Source organism: Micromonospora sp. NPDC051296 (assembly GCF_040682255.1).
In the GTDB taxonomy this organism is placed as follows: domain Bacteria; phylum Actinomycetota; class Actinomycetes; order Mycobacteriales; family Micromonosporaceae; genus Micromonospora; species Micromonospora craterilacus.
Genome location: NZ_JBFBAO010000035.1, coordinates 14,792 through 30,513 on the forward strand (window position 1 = coordinate 14,792; position 15,722 = coordinate 30,513).

The 15,722-nt window shown below is 70.4% G+C and carries 14 protein-coding genes and 1 pseudogene; 5 read left to right on the top strand and 10 right to left on the bottom strand.

The features are described from left to right. Window positions 1-121 precede the first annotated feature (121 nt). Window positions 122-487, bottom strand: coding sequence for a YciI family protein (locus AB0M52_RS06375; RefSeq protein ID WP_363949657.1), 366 nt, complete (start codon window positions 485-487; stop codon window positions 122-124). A 194-nt stretch (window positions 488-681) separates the two neighbouring features. On the opposite strand from AB0M52_RS06375, the gene AB0M52_RS06380 reads away from it, so the two are divergent. Next, entirely contained in the window at window positions 682-1,002 is a 321-nt protein-coding gene (locus AB0M52_RS06380; protein ID WP_363949659.1) for a hypothetical protein, read from the top strand. Then, complete coding sequence (locus tag AB0M52_RS06385; RefSeq protein WP_363949661.1) at window positions 999-1,529, top strand: hypothetical protein; 531 nt, start codon at window positions 999-1,001, stop codon at window positions 1,527-1,529. The genes AB0M52_RS06380 and AB0M52_RS06385 overlap by 4 nt, the downstream gene beginning before the upstream one ends. Here AB0M52_RS06385 and AB0M52_RS06390 read toward each other — a convergent pair. From AB0M52_RS06390 to AB0M52_RS06410, 5 genes are all read right to left on the bottom strand, one after another. Then, complete coding sequence (locus tag AB0M52_RS06390; RefSeq protein WP_363949663.1) at window positions 1,508-5,518, bottom strand: CHAT domain-containing protein; 4,011 nt, start codon at window positions 5,516-5,518, stop codon at window positions 1,508-1,510. The two genes, AB0M52_RS06385 and AB0M52_RS06390, sit on opposite strands and share 22 nt — an antisense overlap. Before the next feature lie 129 nt (window positions 5,519-5,647). After that, window positions 5,648-6,469, bottom strand: coding sequence for an alpha/beta fold hydrolase (locus tag AB0M52_RS06395; protein WP_363949666.1), 822 nt, complete (start codon window positions 6,467-6,469; stop codon window positions 5,648-5,650). Window positions 6,470-6,700: 231 nt separating this feature from the next. Further along, window positions 6,701-7,510 carry a TerC family protein gene (locus AB0M52_RS06400; protein ID WP_363949668.1) on the bottom strand — a complete coding sequence of 270 codons (810 nt, stop codon included), beginning with the start codon at window positions 7,508-7,510 and terminating at the stop codon, window positions 6,701-6,703. Between the two features lie 328 nt (window positions 7,511-7,838). Then, the gene (locus AB0M52_RS06405; RefSeq protein ID WP_363949671.1) at window positions 7,839-8,033 is read right to left on the bottom strand and encodes a DUF397 domain-containing protein; all 195 of its coding nucleotides are present in this window, start codon (window positions 8,031-8,033) and stop codon (window positions 7,839-7,841) included. Next, on the bottom strand, window positions 8,021-8,821 hold the full coding sequence (locus AB0M52_RS06410) for a helix-turn-helix transcriptional regulator (RefSeq protein ID WP_363949674.1): 801 nt from the start codon (window positions 8,819-8,821) through the stop codon (window positions 8,021-8,023). Before AB0M52_RS06410 ends, AB0M52_RS06405 begins: the two co-directional genes overlap by 13 nt. A gap of 243 nt (window positions 8,822-9,064) precedes the next feature. Here AB0M52_RS06410 and AB0M52_RS06415 point away from each other — a divergent pair, with 243 nt between their 5' ends. Beyond that, on the top strand, window positions 9,065-9,430 hold the full coding sequence (locus AB0M52_RS06415; protein WP_363949677.1) for a hypothetical protein: 366 nt from the start codon (window positions 9,065-9,067) through the stop codon (window positions 9,428-9,430). Then, a complete protein-coding gene (locus tag AB0M52_RS06420; RefSeq protein ID WP_363949680.1) occupies window positions 9,427-9,804 on the top strand; it encodes a hypothetical protein in 378 nt (125 codons plus the stop codon). The genes AB0M52_RS06415 and AB0M52_RS06420 overlap by 4 nt, the downstream gene beginning before the upstream one ends. A gap of 1 nt (window position 9,805) precedes the next feature. Here the strand turns inward: AB0M52_RS06420 and AB0M52_RS06425 are convergent. Both AB0M52_RS06425 and AB0M52_RS06430 read right to left on the bottom strand, forming a co-directional pair. Then, window positions 9,806-11,341 (bottom strand): annotated as a pseudogene (locus AB0M52_RS06425) (class I SAM-dependent DNA methyltransferase). Next, window positions 11,338-11,514, bottom strand: coding sequence for a hypothetical protein (locus AB0M52_RS06430; protein ID WP_363949683.1), 177 nt, complete (start codon window positions 11,512-11,514; stop codon window positions 11,338-11,340). The pseudogene AB0M52_RS06425 and the gene AB0M52_RS06430 overlap by 4 nt, the downstream one beginning before the upstream one ends. Before the next feature lie 239 nt (window positions 11,515-11,753). Here AB0M52_RS06430 and AB0M52_RS06435 point away from each other — a divergent pair, with 239 nt between their 5' ends. After that, window positions 11,754-12,848 carry an IS630 family transposase gene (locus AB0M52_RS06435; protein WP_363949685.1) on the top strand — a complete coding sequence of 365 codons (1,095 nt, stop codon included), beginning with the start codon at window positions 11,754-11,756 and terminating at the stop codon, window positions 12,846-12,848. Between the two features lie 6 nt (window positions 12,849-12,854). Here the strand turns inward: AB0M52_RS06435 and AB0M52_RS06440 are convergent, their stop codons facing one another. Then, on the bottom strand, window positions 12,855-13,928 hold the full coding sequence (locus AB0M52_RS06440; RefSeq protein ID WP_363949688.1) for a restriction endonuclease subunit S: 1,074 nt from the start codon (window positions 13,926-13,928) through the stop codon (window positions 12,855-12,857). Then, window positions 13,925-15,722: type I restriction-modification enzyme R subunit C-terminal domain-containing protein (locus AB0M52_RS06445; RefSeq protein ID WP_363949691.1), on the bottom strand; the 1,798-nt coding region annotated here is incomplete at its 5' end. The genes AB0M52_RS06445 and AB0M52_RS06440, both read right to left, overlap by 4 nt.

Consider the following 15,722-nt stretch of genomic DNA (forward strand, 5'->3'; position numbering starts at 1 on the left):
GACCGCGCGCCGGAATGGTACGCCCCTGTCACCAGGGGGCACCGAGGTGCTCCACGTCGACGACCGGCTGCAAGCATCGAACCACAGCCGGTAACCCTTCCGACCCGTAGCGCCCGCCGGTTCAGCTCTGTGTCTTGGCCAGCGGGAACTCCAGCGAGCCGGCCGGGCAGAGGAAGGTCATCACGTCCACCCGGTAGAGCCCGGCCTGCACCGCCGGGTCCGCCTCCATGACGCTGCGGATGTCGTCGACCGAGCCGGTCCGGGCCAGGCCGAACCCAAGCGGCGGGTCCGGCTCCCGGGCCTGGCCGTCCACCGCGCCGGAGACCAGGATGATCCCCCGCCGCTGCATCGCCTGCATGTGTTCGGTGTGCTCCGCCTGCAACCGCTGGATGGTCTCGGCGGGCAGGGCCCGCCCGGCCGCACCGGGATACAACACGATGCACTCGTACGTGTCGAGCGCGAAGTCGACCTGCGGCTCCCCTGTCATGGCGTGTCCCTTTCCGCGGCCCGCCGACGCGGGGGCGGCGGCACGCGGCGGCACCGTCCAGCCTGCCACGAGCCGCCCGGCCGCACCGGGCGCTCTGCCAATCCGGTCCGGCCCGTCCGCGCGGCGGGTGACCGGGTGGCCGCCGGCGACTACCGTGGACGGTCCGTACCGGGCCGGAGCGGGAGGGCACAGGCGTGCAGGGTCGTGAGCCGGCGGCGGGTCCGCTGCCGTACGCCGAGATCACCGACGAGGGGTACGCCGTCCGGGTGGCGGAGACGTTCACGGTGCAGGAGTACGGGCCGGCCGTGCTGCTCAACGGCGACTGTCCGCGCTGCCAGCACCCGATCAGCTGCCCGATCGTGAACCACGTCTACCGGTGGAGCGGGCCGGGCACGTCGGGCGATTCCGGCTACCGGACGGTGCTCTGCACCTGCGAGGGCGTCCATCCGGCGCGCCCCGACGGGCTGACCGGCTGCGGTGCGTACTGGACGCTGCGGCTGGAGGTCGAGTCGTGATCCGGCTGCGTCCCGGGCCACCGGCGACGGTCGCTGACCTGCGCCGGGCGCAGGAGGTGGCCGGACTGCTCCGCGGCGAGTTGGACCGGGTGCGGGCCGCCGCGCTCGCCTGGCGGAACGGGCTGGGCGGGCTGCTGGTAGCGCTGGTCGGCTTCAGCCTGATCCGGGGCCGCTCCGACATCAGCACGCTGGCTCCGGGCTGGGGTGCCCTGGTCGGCGTACTGCTGCTGGCCGCGGTCGCGGCCGGGGTGGCGGGGGCGCTGGCGCTGCTGCGGGCCGCGCACGGGCCGTTGTCGGTGGCGCCGGTGGGCACGCTCCCTCCGGCGCCACTCGGCGACCACCGGGAGGCCATGGCGGCGGCGCGGGCCCTGCGGACCGGGGTACGCCTGGTGCTGCTCTGCACCGCGCTGCTGGTCGCGGCGGTGGGGGTGACCTGGTACGCGCCAGCGGCCATCGGCCCGGCCACCGGTACCGTGAGCGCCCCGGCGGACACCCCGCGGACCGGTCACGGTCCGATGTGGACGTAGCTGGCCCAGAGTTCCGGCAGGCCGGGCAGGGCGGCGCGGAGCTGCCGGACCGCGTGGTGCAGGGCGGACGCGGCGCGGTCCGGGTCGATACCGCCGGGAACCGCCAGCCCGGCGTAGAGGTCCGCGCACAGTTGCACGGTCACCGCGTCCGAGATGGACCAGAGCGCGCCGATCACGTGCCGGAAACCGGCGAGTTGGAACGCGGTGCCCAGGGTGAGCGCCTCGTCCGGCAGGGCCGCGCCACCGCGTACCGTGTCGCAGCCGGAGAGGACGGCGAGCGCGGCCGAGGCGCCGGCGGGCCGCCACAGGTCCCGGACGTGCAACGGCCCACCGGCCAGCGCGAGCCGGCCCCGGGCGGGCGCGGCCAGGTCCTGGGTGCCGTGGCAGCAGAGGTGGGCGACCGGCCGGTCGGGCAACGCGGCGAGCACCGCCGCCGGGGTGGCCGCCGGACCGGTCAACGACGTCACCCGGGGCAGGTGCCGGCGGACGATCACCTCCTCCCGCGCCGCCCCGGGCAGGTCGGCCAGGCCCGGCGTGTGTGGCATCCCGACGACCAGCGCCGAGGTGACCGGCGTCGGGCCGGCCGGCAGGCCCCGCCGGGCGTGCCGCAGCGCGCGCAGCGAGGCGGTGTACGAGGGCACGACCCGGTCGAGCACCCCGTCACCACCACCGAGCGGAGCGGCGGCGTGCAGGGGCAGCAGGCTGAGCCAGCCGGTCGGGCACCACCACAGCCGGGGTCGTTCCGCCTCCGCGTCCGTTGACCCGGCGGGCAGACCGAGCGCGTCGAGCACCGGGGCCGCGACCACCCGCCACAGCCAGTCCAGCGTCTCGGGAATCCGCCGCCGGAAGGCCGCCCGACGCCGCTCCGCCTCGGGCCCCGGGTCACCGGTCTGGGCGGTCACCTCGGCTACGGCGTACAGGAAGTAGGTAGCCCACATCTCCACTGCGGCGAGGCTCAGTTCGGGCAGCGGCACCAGCTCGACCCGCCCCGCGGTGACCACCAGCGCGTCACAGCGCCGGACGGCCACGTTGACCAGCACGACCGGTCCGTCGACAGCGGCCAGATCGGCGAACGGTGGCGGGCGCAGGAAGCTGTCGAAGCCGGGCAGCCGCCGGATCTTGGCCAGCACCTCGCGCCGGCCGGTGGTCAGCTCGTGCCGGCGTTCCGGCCGGTCCGTCGACCCGGGGAGCCCGGGTGCCGCGGACCCTCCGGGTGCCCACGAGGGCGGCGGACCGAGACCGTCCAGCGCGGCCTGCAGGCCGGCGAGCCGGTCGGCCAACCCGGGCGCCCGCTCGCGCAACGCCGCCAGGTCGGCGCCGGCGTCGTGGGCTCGGGTCAGCAGCACGCCCCGGCCGTACTCCAACAGCTCCACCGCGCCTTCCGGCCGGTCGAGGGCGATCGCCACCGCCGCGGCGTCGACGGCCAGCCGGGGAAACCGCCCGAGCAGCCGGCCCTGGTCGTCGGGGTCCATGCCGTGCCAGGCGACCAGGTCGATCAGCTCGATCGCGGTGGCGTACCCGGCCAGCGCCGCCGGTAGGTCGCCGGCCGTCCCGGCGTGTTCCGCGTACCGTCGGGCGGCGGAGGCCCGCAGCAGCGACGGGGCCGCCTCGACCGCCGCCGCCTCGCGTAGCACGGCGATCGCCTCGGCCAGGTCGACGGCGGGCAGCTCCGCCACCGGATCGGCGCTCTCGGCGGCGTCGGCCACGCGGGTGACCGCCTCGATGGCGGTGGCCAGGTTGCTCAGGCACATGGTCCGGTCCGGATGGTCGGCGGGCACCGCCGCGACCGCCCCACGGAACGCGGCGAGCATCTCCACCGCGTCCCGGCCGGACCGGGTCGCCTCGAACCGCGCCAGGAACGCGCTGCCGAGGTTGGTCAGCAGCCGACACCGGTCCCGCGAGGACGCGGGCACCGTCTCGCCGAGTTGCCGCAGCAGCGTGATCGTCTCGTCGAGGGCAGCCGGGTCCTCGACGAGCTGCTGCCGGAGCGCGAGAGCGAGGGCGAGGGTCTCGACCGCCCGCGCGTACTCCTGCGGCTCGGCCTCCCGTTGCGCCAGGCCGACGGCCTCCCGCAGCACCGTCACCGCGGTCTCCGCGTCCCGCCGCGCGGCGGCCCGCGTCGCGTCCGGCTCGTCGGCCCCGGCGGCGGGCAGCGCGCCGTTGACGGCCAGTTCGACCCGCCGGTTCAGCGCCGAGCCGTAGTTGGTCAGGCCGGGCAGCCGGTCACTGTGCTGGGGTGGGGTTTCCTCGACCGCCCGGCGCAGCACCTCGATCGCCTCGGTGAGCGTGGCCAGATCCTGGGTGCGGGCGAAGAGTTGTTGCAGGGCCAGTCCCAGGTTGGACAGGTAGTGGGGCAGCTTCGCCGGGTCCGCCGCCGCGGCGACCGCCGCGCGCGACGCCGCGACGGCCGGTTCCAGCAGTTCGTGCTCCCCCGCCTGGTCAGCCAGCTCGCGCAGCCCGTTACCCAGGTTGTTCAACAGCTCGGATCGCCACGGATGATCCGCGGGAAGCGTTCGCTCGGCCTCGGTCAGCACGTCGCGGGCCTCTCGCAACGTCGGGACGCCGGCCAGGTCGACGTACCACCGGCCGAGCGCGTAGCCAAGTTCGCTGAGGCGCTCCGCCCGCTCGACCGGGTCGATGGCCTCGGCCATCCCCTCACGCGTCAGCCGAAGCGCCTCGTGGAGGTCCTCGGCCCGCCGGTGCAGTTCGTAACGGGACGTCAGCAGCATGCTGATCATCTGCCGCAGGCTGGCCGGATCGGGCCCGGCGAGTTGGGGCCCGGCGATCACCGCCGCCCGGTACGCCTCGATCGCCGCGTCCAGGTCGGCCGGATCGCGACGCCGCTGGTAACGCTCGCCGAGCAGTGCGGCCACGCTGACCCGGGCGATGCCGCCCACCTCACCGGTGGCACCGGCGTCCACAGCCGCCTGGTTGGCCGCGAGCGCCGTGTCCAGGTCGCCGTCGGCGCGGCTCTGGGTGAACCGCTCGGCGGTGAGCGCGATGTACACGGCGACCACCTGCGGGTCGGCCCCGCCGGACACCACCGCGGCGAGCAGGTCGACGGCACGGTCCACGTCGGCGCGTAAGCCGCCCCGCCGCCAGCGGTCCCGCAGCCACTGCGCCAGGTTGACGCGGGCCATCATCCGCAGTGGCGAGCCCTCCGGCGCGGCGCGGGCGGCGTCGCCGAGCAGCTGGATCGACTCGTCCAGCGCCTTCGCGTCGCCGGTCAGCTGAAACCGGTCGCCGAGCACGTTGCCGAGGTTGAACAGCCGGGTCGGCCGCTGCGGGTCACCGACCGGGGTCGACTCCAGGCTCTCCCGGTGGGCGTCGATCGCCGCCGGCAGGGACCGCTGCCGGCCGAGGTGCAGGAACTGGTCCCGGTGCACCTTGCCGAGCGCGGAGAGATAGTGCAGCCGTTCCGGTACGCCGGGCGCAGTGGCCGCCAACGCCCGTTCCAGCAACGCCTGGGCCTGGTCCGCCACCCGGTAGTCACCGGACCGCTCGGCACCGGCCATCAGCGCGGAAGCCTCCAGGAAAAGCGCCTCTCCGCCGTCACCACCCGCCCGCGGACCGCCGGTCGGGCCGACGCCGGAACGCGGACCGGGGACCCGCGGGGTAGGGCGGGCCGGGCCACCGGAGGCCGGGACGTGCGCGCGCAGCATGGCCAGCAGTGACGGGGGTACCCGCTCCGGCGCCAGGCTCAGCAGGAGTTCGGTCAGCATCACGGCCTGGACGAGGTCGGCACCGTCCTCTCCCGACGGCAGGACCTGGTACCGGTACCAGTGCAGGCAGGCCAGGAGGAAGATGGCCTCGGCCTCGCGTGCCGACAGCTGCCGCCCGGTACCCGCCCCGTCGACCAGATCGAAGACCGTCGTCGCGTCCCGGAGTGCGCCGGCGTCCAGCACCTGCCGGGCGTCCCTGGTGGCGCCGAACCGGTCCAGCCGCTCGCGCAGCCGCCGTACCGGGTCGGATCTGAACCGTCGCCACATGCCGGCCTCCCCGTGGACACATCGACCGACATCAGGCGTAGCAGAGTGGACGCAACGACCGCTAGCGGATAGCCGACCGCAGACGGCGCGGGGCGGACGGCCGGTGGCCCTCCGCCCCCACGTCGTGCGTCAGAGGGCCAGGCAGTTGGGACGGATCGCCTCGTCCCGCAACGCCTGCCGGATGATCGTGTACGTGGTGCCGTCGACCACCAGCCCGAGGTGCCCGACGACGCGCAGCGGGCACCGGGACTGGATGAGGACGTTGGTCGCCCCGTCGGCCAGCGTGGCGTTGTCGACCGGCCGGACCAGTTCGTCCTGCCAGGTGCGCACCGTGGTCCAGCGCACCGCGCCCGGGGTGTCGTCACCGGCGTTGAGCGCGGCGAGGAACGACGAGCCGATCGTCATCTGCTGGCAGGCGACAATGCCGGCGCAGCTGCCCAGGCCGAGGAAGGCCACGATGTTGGCGACGTACGTGCCGTACTGCGGGGTGCCCAGGCTGATGTAGCGGCCGATGGTGTCGCCGCCGCCCAGGTTCTTGATGTAGTACCGGCTGACCAGGCCGCCCTCGGAGTGGGCGACCAGGTCTATCTTGGCGCTGCCGGTGGCGGAGCGGACCTGCCCGACGAAGCCGCGCAGGCTGTTGGCGGAGGCGGCGATGTCGCCGAGCCCCAGGTTCGGCAGCTCGTAGATCCAGACCCGGTAGCCGTCGGCACGCAGCCGGGCGGCGAGCGGCTCGTACACGGCGGCGAAGCCGCTGAGCCCGCCGACGACGATGACCGGATTGGCGTTGGCGAGGGCCCGCAGGCCGTCGTCGGTGGTGGCGGTGCTGGTGGCCGGAGCCGTCGCTTCGACCGGCGCGGGGGCGGCCGGGGCGGCTGCGGCGGCGGCCGGGGCGGACAGGACGGCGGTGAGGGTGAGGACGAGGACGGGGACAGCCTTTCGGAGCAGCATCGCTGCACCTCCCAAGGGGATCCCGGGGTTGCCGGGTGGAGGCGGTGGGGTGTCCGATCGACCGTGAACTGATGATGCCGGTCACAATCTAGAAACGTCAATGAAAAGTTACGCGCGGGTAGCGATCACCCCACCAGGCGTCTTGGGACTACCTCCGGTTCGCCCGTCCACAGACGACAGACGCCGCACGCACCCGGGGTGGGCGCGTGCGGCGTCGAGGTCCGCGTCGGGTCAGCCGGCCGGGGTCGTCTCCGGCTCCGGCTCGGGCTCGGGCCGCGCCGGACCGCGCTTCACGTACGTCGGGTGCAGCTGCACCGGCTGCGCCTCCTGCTGGCGCCGCTGCCGCGCCCGCACCCGCAGGTTGAGGAACTCCACGAAGATCGAGAAGGCGATCGGTCCGTACACGTACCCCTTCGGGATGTGCTGGTCGAAGCTCTCGGCGATCAGGCTCGCGCCGATGATCAGCAGGAACGACAGGGCCAGCATCTTGACCGTCGGGTGCTGGTTGACGAAGTTGCTCACCGCAGCGGCCGAGACCAACATGATGATCATCGCGATGACCACGGCGGCCACCATGATGGCGAGCTCGTCGACCATGCCGACCGCGGTGATCACCGAGTCGAGCGAGAAGACCACGTCCAGCACCAGGATCTGCGCGATGACCACGCCGAACGAGATGGTCTTCTTGCCCGAGCGGCCGTGGTCGGAACCCTCCAGATGCTCGTGGATCTCGTACGTCGCCTTGCCGACCAGGAACAACCCGCCGAGCAACAGAATCAGGTCCCGCCCGGAGATCTCCTGGCCGAACACGGTGAACAGTGGCGCGGTCAGGCCGATGATCCAGGACAACGACGCCAGCAGGAGCAGGCGGGTGATCAGGGCGAGCGAGATGCCGATCGTCCGGGCCCGGGCCTGCTGATGCTCAGGCAACCGGCCGGACAGGATCGAGATGAACACGACGTTGTCGATGCCCAGCACGATCTCCAGCAGGAGCAGGGTCGCGAACGCGATCCACAGCTCGGGACTGGTCAAGAACTCCATCTGATCCTCGACTCTCAGATCGCCGCCGGGTGGGCCCCCGGAACCATCGGCCGATCTGCGCAAGCATGGCGTACCGCGCCGCCCGCCCGCCCGCAACCCCGTGACGGCTGAGTGCGCCCACCGATGATCGAAACCAGGAACGCCAGGCCGAGGCCGTCGCACGCGCCGCCGCATCCCCGCGCCATGCGCGATCTTGGACAGTTCCCGTTACGCGCCAACGGGAACTGTCCAAGATCGCGCGATCGCATCCCGAGGTGTGGGAACGGCGTCGTGCTGCGAGGCGGACGAGCTGATCGCTCAGGAAATCGTCCCGATCCGCAGGCGCTGGTCAGGCGCGCTCGGTGAGCTGGGTGACGAACGCCCGCCAGGCGGTCGGGGTGAAGGTCAGCGCGGGGCCGGCCGGGTCCTTCGAGTCCCGTACGCCGACGACGCCGGGCAGGTTGTCGGCGACCTCGACACAGGCCCCACCGTTGGTGGACGAGCGGGACGACTTGTGCCACTGCGCACCGGTCAGGTTGCCCATGTCTTCGCCGCCTCCTTGAGCACGTCGAGAGTCTGCCCCAAGGGCAGGGCTTCAGCCCGGACCGCGTCCCACGCCAATCCCAGGCTAGCAACCGAATCTGGCTGTCCTGCGATCTGCGCGGCTAGCTGATTGTCCATGTAGCCGGCGCGTGATCCGTCGGGCAGGTCGGCCAGGATGAACGCTCCGGCCAGCCCTGAGTAGATGCCAGCGGACAGCGGCACCACGTGCAACTGGATATGTGGCTGCTCGGCGCAGGTCAGCAGATGCTCGACCTGCTCGGCCATCACGTCGGGGCCGCCGCACGCGCGCCGGATCACCATCTCGTCCAGCACCACGAAAAGCTGGGGACTCGGCACGCGAGCGAGGACCGCCTGCCGTTCCATCCGCGCCGCGACCCGCTGGTCCAAGTCAGCAGCTGGCGTACGCGCCGCCCGAAAGGTCGCGCGGGCGTACGCCTCGGTCTGGAGCAGCCCCGGCACGAAGGCATGCTCGTACCAGCGCAACGCGGTGGCCTCCCGCTCGATCTGTATCAACTCGCGCAGCCAGACCGGCGCGGCGTCACCCTTGACCAACTCGTCCCAGAGGGTCCCGAAGTACCCGCCGGTGTCCAGCGCCTCGTCCACGGCGGTCAGGTAGGGCAACGCCGGCGGCTTCGTCCCGGTCTCGATCGCACTCACCTGGGAGTCCGAGCAGAAGACCAACTCGCCGAGTTGGGCCTGAGTCAGCCCGGCGGCCCCACGGCGTCGCTTCAGCTCGCGCAGCAGGTACTCAGACGGCGAGATTCCCACGGATTCCACACCCTTCCACGACTCTCCACAGCGTTCCGCGCCGGCCCGAATCTGGTCGCTACGTACCGCAATCGAGCAATGACTATTCCGAGCGTAGGGGGCCTGCGTCCAGGGTGGAAGGAGCACGGCGCGTCCGGTGGAGGTCGGTCCACAAACCCGGCGGGCGCGTACGTCCCGGGGGTCGCTGCTGGGCGAGCAACCTCAGCGACCCCCGAACCAAATCCCCCTGAGAGGAGGCGTCCCGTGTCCGTGCCGAGGCCCACGAATGCCGTACCGGTGTCGCGCTGGGCGACCCGCCCCGCCGCCGCGACGGCCGGCAGCCGCGAGGACGGGACGCCACGGGTCACGCCCGGCGTGTACCTGCTGACGCGCGAGGCGTCGCCGCAGTTCGGAAAGCCGATCACGGTACGGGTGATCCGCGAGCGGACCGACCGGCACACCTACTGCGGCTGGGCGTGGATCGAGGTGTACCAGCTCGACGCCCGCGGCAACGCGACCGACCGCCGCGAACTGTTTGTGCGACCCGACGGGATGCGTCCCGTACAAACGCCCCCGCCCGCCGCGCGCCGTACGCCGGTCCGAAGCCGTCCGGCGAGGGCGGCCCGGTGAGCAGGCCCGTCCGCGAGCACGTACCGTCCCGCCCGACGTGGCGCTGTCGGGCGTGCGGCATCGCCTGGCCATGCTCTGCGGCGAAGCTGCGCCTGCTCGCGGAGTACCAGGGCAACACCCCCGGACTCATGGTCTACCTCGTGACGCTACGCGAGGAGGCCATCGAACAACTCGCCGAACGCAACCCCGCCACCCACCTGCCGGACCTACACAAGCGATTCACCGACTGGGTTCCCGTCCGCTCCCCCGAAAGACAGTTCGACGAGGACTGGCAGGACAGACTTCGGGACGTCGCGTCAGGCGTTACCGACGCCGACGAGCTGATCGCCCAGGAGATCGCCCGGATCAGCGGTGACCGAGACACGCGGCGTTGAGTCACGCACCTGGCACCGCCTCATCAGCCGGGTTCTCAGCAGTCGACTGGGCTGGTTCGGCGCGGGAGGACAGGGCGTCGGCGATGGCCGCGAACTCGCGTAGCGCGGCTTGGAGGTCCTCGACGATTTCCTGGGCGATCACCTCGGGCGGCAACAGCGCGTCGGCGTCCTCCAGTGAGGCGTCCCGGAGCCAGGTGATGTCGAGGTTGACCTTGTCGCGGGCAATTAGCTCGTCGTAGCCGAAGGCGCGGAACCGTTCGGTCTCCACCCGCTCCGCCCGATCCTTGCCCGGCAGGTAGCAGTCGACGAAATCCTGGAGGTGGTCGCGGCGCAGCGGGTTCTGCTTGAGCGTGAAGTGCTGGTTGGTACGGAAGTCGTACACCCAGAGCTGCTGGGTCCACGGCTCCTCGCGGGCGCGCTTGCGCTCGAAGAAGAGCACGTTGGCCTTGACGCCGCCGGCGTAGAAGATGCCGGTCGGCAGGCGCAGCAGGGTGTGCAGGTCGTACTGCTTGAGCAGCCGGCGGCGGATGGTCTCCCCCGCGCCGCCCTCGAAAAGCACATTGTCTGGCAGGACGACGGCGGCACGGCCGTCGATCTCCAGCAGCGAGGCGATGTGCTGTACGAAGTTGAGCTACTTGTTGGCGGTCGCCGCCCAGAAGTCGGTGCGCTCGATCTCCCGCTCCTCTCGGGAGGCACGTCCGCTCTCGGTCACCGACCGGATGGTGGAGCTGCGGCCGAAAGGCGGGTTGGCCAGCACCAGGCTGTACCGCTGCGACGGCGGCTTGCCGAGGGCGTCACCGACGGTGATGAGCGATTCGCCGCCGGGGTTGCCGATGCCGTGCAGCAGCATGTTCATGGCGGCTAGCCGCGCGGTGCCGTCGACCAACTCCGTACCGGTGATGGCACTGCTGCTCAGGCGACGCCGCTGCTCGGGGGTGAGGCTCGCGCCGTGGTGCCGCTGGATGTGGTCGAACGCGGCCAACAGGAAGCCACCCGTGCCGCAGGCCGGGTCGGTAATGGTGTCGTCCGGGGTGGGCAGCATGCAGTCGACCATCGCCGCGGTGAGCGCCCGAGGGGTGAAGTACTGCCCCGCACCCGACTTGGTGTCCTCGGCGCCCCGGGCCAGCAGCTCCTCGTAGGCGTCGCCCTTGACGTCGACCCCTGCGCCGGACCACTGCTCCTTGTCGATCAGGTCGACGATCAGCCGCTTGAGCTTCGCCGGGTCCTGGATCTTGTTCTGCGCTTTACGGAAGATCGTGCCCAGCGTGCCGCCCTCGCGCGCCAGCCCGGTAAGGACGTGCCGGTACTGCACCTCCAGCGCGTCCCCGTCGGCGTCGAGCAGGGTCTGCCAGCTCAGCTCGTCCGGGACGATCCGCTCCGGCCGGAGCGGCCGGTTGGCGCGCTCGTCGGCCATCTTGAGGAACAGCAGGAACGTCAACTGCTCAATGTAGTCGATGGTGGACACACCGTCGTCCCGCAGCACATCGCAGTAATTCCAGAGCTTCTGCACCAGCCGGCGCGAATCCACAGTGCTCATAGGGGAAGCGCCTCCTGCTGGTAGTCGTCGCCGGTAACCCTGGTCGGCGGTGCCGGCAGCTCCTTCTTGGTACGCCGGGAGCGCGCCCGCTGCTTCGGCAGGGCGGCCTCCCGCTCGGCCCGAATCCGGGCGAGCAGTTCTGACGCCGGCTCGTCATTCGGGTCCTGCGGCACCAGCCGCCCCGCAAATGCGTCCGCGAGGAGCGACGCTCGCAGCACCCTGGCTCGCAGAGCAGCAGCCCGCACAGTGGATTCAACAGCAGCAAGCGTAGAGTGCTGACTTTGAAGTGCGTCCAGGATGCGACGCTGTTCGTGAAGCGGCGGAAGCGGGATCATTATTCGCCGCACTAGTGTCGCGTAATTGAGATCTTTTACGTGGCTTGGTGTTACTTCGTGGTGATTGACTCTGGCTTGTGGCGTTGACGCAGCAGCAGCGGGTTGAGCTGTCCAGTCTGGTGGGTGACCGGCGGGTGGACGCGGTGGTGGCCGGGCGGGCGCGGATGGTGTTGTGGCGCGACGAGGGCCACAGCGCGGAGGAGGTCGCGGCCCTGGCGGGGGTGTCGCGCCCGACGGTGAACACGTGGGTACGCCGCTACCACGCTTGTGGCATGGCAGGTCTTGCCGATCGGCCCCGGCCGGGTAAGCCTGCCGAGGTTCCCGGGTCGGTGCGGGCGCGGATCCTCGCCCTGACCCGGATGACTCCGCCGGCGGTGACCGGGCTGACGCACTGGTCGAGCCGGGAACTGGCGAACTACCTGGCCAGACACGAAGACATCAGGGTGTCGCACAACTTTATCGCGGACCTGTGGCGCCAACATGGACTTGCCCCGCACCGGTCCGGCACCTTCAAGCTTTCCCGGGATCCGGCGTTCGCCGACAAGGTCGTCGACATCGTCGGGCTCTACCTGGACCCGCCCGACGGGGCGGTCGTCCTCTGCGTCGATGAGAAAACACAGGTCCAGGCCCTCGACCGGACCCAGCCGCTGCTGCCGATCGACTTCGACCGCAGCGAGAAACGCACCCACGACTACGTCCGGCACGGCACGACGAACCTGTTCGCCGCCCTCGACGCCGCCACCGGCCAGGTCACCGCCCGATGCTTCCCGAAACGACGCGGCAGCGAGTTCCTGACCTTCATGAAGACCGTCGCCGCCGCCTACCCCGACCGGGAACTGCACGTGATCGTGGACAACCTGTCCACCCACGCCACCGACGAGGTGAAAGCCTGGCTCGCCGCCAACCCCCGGATCGTCTTCCACTTCACCCCCACCGGCTCATCGTGGTTGAACATGATCGAGATCTGGTTCGGGATCATCACCCGGCAGGCGATCCGGCGCGGCACCTTCACCTCCGTCACCCGCCTGACCAGGGCGATCAACGACTACGTCACCGCGTGGAACACCAACGCGAAACCGTTCGTCTGGACCGCGACTCCCAGCGAGATCCTGGCCAAGGTCCGCTGGGTCCACACCGAGGTCCGCAAACTCCTCACCAACAACGAGAAGTAAACGATCTCAATTACGCGACACTAGTCCCAGGTTCAGATTCGGCTGCACTCCACCAGAAGCCAGCTTTCGATTTTCCTCGTAGGCCGCGCTCAACACAGCCTTCACCCACTCCTTGCGGTCCTGCCATTCAGGCTTGAGCACAATGGCCGCGCACGCCTGGTTGGTGGCCGCCTCAATTCGAAGCTCGGAACATTTCCCCCTGGTCTTACCCTCGCCATACATCGCCATCAACAACGTTCCGACGGGCCAGACCCTCGCCGACGTCTCCACGAGCGCCTTGGCCGTAAGGTAATCAGTTGGGGAATCAATGAAGGGGTTGTTGACAGCGCCGCTAGTCACCCAGGGGATCGTTCCCGATTCATAGAAATCCTTACGGGATCGATTGGGTGTTGCGCCGGTTCCCACGATCGCCAGATTTCCCAGAGGGAGAACGTCCCAAGCGCCTTCTTGAGTACCGCCAGACCTTCCATCGGCCCGGAATGCCCGAGTCGCCGCCGTTCCCAGCACTGCCCTCAGCTTAGCCATCCGCGCCTCCGTTTTTTCGAGGATCACAAGGCCGGCGTCCAGACGGGAGAGACCGTCGTCCAGGGCAGCGACGATGCGGTACTGTTCGGCGAGTGGCGGCACAGGCACTGAAAGGACCCGCAGTTGTTCCTGTGGCAAGTGCTTGATGGTACTGCCAGTAGAGTAGGCCAAGACGATCTTGCGGAGACTCAGGTGCTCAAGTAAATAGCGCAAATAGCGCGAGTCTATGCCGCCGAGGGGACGCACTCGATGCAGGGCTTTCTGGTATCCCATGTAGCTGTCGCCGCCGGACCAGATCGCACATCGACCGACCTCGCCGCCCTCACAGACGAGGAGATCCCCACGTCGGAGACCAAAACGCTCCTCCTGTTCCGGGGGGATATCCATCGTCAAGATGTCTGACTCGTCGATGCGCCCCCATTGCACGTTGACGTTGCGCAGATATGGCTTCAGATGCCGACCCGAGCCCGCTTTCCGATCGAGCATCTTGCCGAGTGACGTCTCCGCAATCTCTCCAAGGGCCGTCCTTGCCCAGCCCGACGGCAGTTCGTTCACGCGGAGAGCTCCTGGTTCAGTTCGTCGAGGAGGGGGGCGGCGGCGTTACCGAAGGCGACCGCGAAGCCGTCGATGCCGCCGCGTTCGGTGAACGGGGCGCCGTCGAGGTCGTCGGGGGTGATCTCCACGCTGACCGCTATCACGTCCTTGATCCTCTCCAGCCACCACACCTGGTCGGCAGTGAACCTAGCTCCCGCCTGTTCCTGGCGGAGCAGCCACCCGCGGAAGCGCTCCTCGACAAGGCTGCGGTAGGGGCGCAGCTCGCTGTCCAGCCCCAGCTCGTACCGGATGAGGCTGACCAGGTCGGTGACGGTACGCGGGCCGGGTGCGGCCGTCGTTCGGCCGATCAGCACGTACGCCTGCCACAACGACTCCGGCGTCCACGCCTGCGGTGGCCGGGCGATCCGTCGGGCCAGCTCGCTGAGTTCGGCGTACCCGATCCGGCCGCGCCCCTCGAAGAAGACCTGGAGGGCGGTGATCTCGGAGCGGTGTTGTTCCAGGTAGTCGTGCCAGCTCTTGACGGTGACCTGGGCACGCTCCTCCGGCGGCACCCCCTGCGCCGACAGCAGCGTGTCGGTGTTCACCTCGTCGATGGTGATGTCGTGCGCCCGCCTGATCTCCAGAATTCGCTCCCGCAGCGTCGGATTCGCCGCCAGCGGGCGCAGCGCGTCGGCCAGCAGGTCACGTACGGCGGCGGGGCCGGCCGCCTTCGCCGGGTTGAGCCGTTCCGGGCTGATCGCGTCGACCATGCCCCGGGCGATCCCGGTCAACGGTTGGCCGCCGAGGTCGGCCAGTTCCTCGCGCTCGGTGTCGGTGATCTGCTGGTTGAGTCGGGACAGCCGGGCGGCGAGGGTGGCGACCTCGTCCGGGCCGGCGGTCAGGGTGCCCGCCTTGCGCAGCAGGTCCCGCAGCGAGATCTGCCGTTCGGAGTGCCGGTGCAGCGGCACCGCCTCGTCCAGTTCGGCCTCGGTGACACCGACCGCGTCGACGATGACGAACCGGTCCTTGATCTCGGCATCCGGGGTGACCGCCTGGAACTCGGCGGCGTCGATGGTGCGGGCACCTCGGCCCTTCATCTGCTCGAAGTAGGTGGCGCTGCGCACCGGCCGCAGGAAGAACACGCACTCCAACGGCCGTACGTCGGTGCCCGTGGCGATCATGTCGACGGTCACCGCAATGCGCAGCTCCGGGCTGTTGCGGAACGCCTGGATCAGGGTGTCGGGGTTGTCCCCGTCCCGCCGTGACGCGTACGTGATCTTCGTAGCGAAGTCGTTGCCCCGGTCGAAGACCGTGCGCACCATCGTCACGATCTCCTCGGCGTGGTTGTCGTCCCGCGCGAAGATCAGCGTCTTCGGCACCGTCGTGCGGCCCGGGAAGATCTCTTTGAACAGCCGATCCCGGAACGTCTCCAGCACCAGCTTCAGCTGCCCCTTGGAGATCACCGAGCGACCGACCTGACTGCCGGCGTACGTGAAGTCGTCCTCCAGCTCCTGGTAGCGCTCGGCGCGGGTACGCCGGTCGCGCAGCGGCACCACCGTGCCAGCGTCGATGGTCTCCCCACCGTCGGTGATCTGGGTGCGGATCCGGTAGACGTCGAAGCCGACGTTGACCCCGTCGGCGACCGCCTGCTCGTAGGTGTACTCGGAGACGAGGTTCTGCTGGAAGAAGCCGAGCGTCTGCTTGACCGGGGTGGCGGTGAGCCCGACGACGAAGGCGTCGAAGTACTCGATCACCCCGCGCCACTTGCCGTAGATCGAGCGGTGACACTCGTCCACCACGATCAGATCGAAGGTC